This is a genomic window from Protofrankia sp. CiP1_Cm_nod2, assembly GCF_920664355.1.
Classification (GTDB): Bacteria; Actinomycetota; Actinomycetes; order Frankiales; family Frankiaceae; genus Protofrankia.
On the sequence record NZ_CAKKTL010000245.1, the window covers coordinates 1 to 1,278 of the forward strand.

Annotated in this window: 1 protein-coding gene; it reads right to left on the reverse strand. The window is 76.2% G+C overall.

The window, feature by feature from the left end; all coding sequences use genetic code 11:
* Positions 1-84: 84 nt before the first annotated feature.
* On the reverse strand, positions 85-1,278 hold a 1,194-nt coding region (locus tag NBW84_RS20550), incomplete at its 5' end, for a branched-chain amino acid ABC transporter substrate-binding protein (RefSeq protein ID WP_445548788.1).

A 1,278-nucleotide genomic window follows, 5' to 3' on the forward strand; every position in this document is an offset into this window, starting at 1 on the left:
GTGCTGGCCGGGCTGGCCGGCCGGCAGAGCACCCGGCCAGCCCGGCCTGCGCCGCCGGCCCGAAGCCCGGATGGTGCCGCCGGCTCAGGGCCCGGTCAGCGCCGCGGTGGTTCCGAGCAGGTGCCGCCGGCCGCCGCGGACCTGGTAGACGTACACGGTGGTATCGGCGGCGTCACCGCTCGGGGCGAAGGCGACCCGCCTGGTGACGCCCTGGATGTCGACCGAGGCGAACGTCTGCGTCACCGCCTCCCGGCCGGCCCTCGGCCCGAGAGCGCGCAGCGCCTCGACGACCGCGGTCGTGGCGTCGTACGCCTCCCCGGAGCAGCTGCCCGGTTCCGCGCCGCCCGTGACCCGCCCGTAGTCCGCGACGAAGCCGGCGGCCCGCGGGTCACCGGGGGGGCCGCCGCACGGGCCGATCAGGTAGGCGCCCTCGGCGCCCTCGGCGCCCGCCGCGGCGGCGAACCGGTCGTCGGCCGGCCCGTCGCCGCTCATGACGGCCCCGGTGAACCCCCCGGCGCGCAGCGCCCCGGCCAGCGACGCGAACTCCTGGGGATGACCGGCATAGAACACCGTGTCCGGTTTCCCGGATATTATTTTCGCCGCCTCGGCGGTATAGCTCCCCGTGGACTCGACGGCATCGTGCGTGACCGCCGCCCCCCGGGCCCGCAGCTCCTTCTCGAAGGCGCCGGAGAGCGCCGTGCCGTATACGCTCCCGTCGTCCAGGGAGAACACCCTGCGGGATCTGAGCGCCTTCGCGGCGTAGTCGGCGGCGGCGGTTGCCTGCGCGGTGTCGGAGGCGGCCACACGGTAGAAGCTGACGAAACCGAGCCCGGTCAGCCGCGGATCCGTCGCGGTCGGGCTCACCGACAGCAGGCCGGCCTGGCTGTAGAGCGGTTCGCTCGCCCCGGCGGTGTCCGAGGACAGCGGCCCGACCACGGCGATGACGTCCGGATCGTCGATGAGCCTGCGGGCGGCGCCGGGCGCCTGCCGCGCGTCGCCGGAGTCGTCGGCCGTCACCAGGCGGAGGGTGAACGGGAGCCGCCCGCTGCTGTTGGCCCGTTCGACCGCTGCCCGGGCGCCGTTGGCCGTGTCGAGGCCGAACCGCTGGTCGGCGCCGGACAGCGGCCCCTGGAAACCGATGGCGTACTGGGCGCGCCGGCCACCGGCGGGCCCTCCCCCGCATGCGCCGGCGGACAGCGCCACCGCGAGCGCCCCGGCGGCGGCCGTCACCGTCCGGATGGCCATGCTGTTCCGTTTCACCGCTGTCCCCCACCGCCG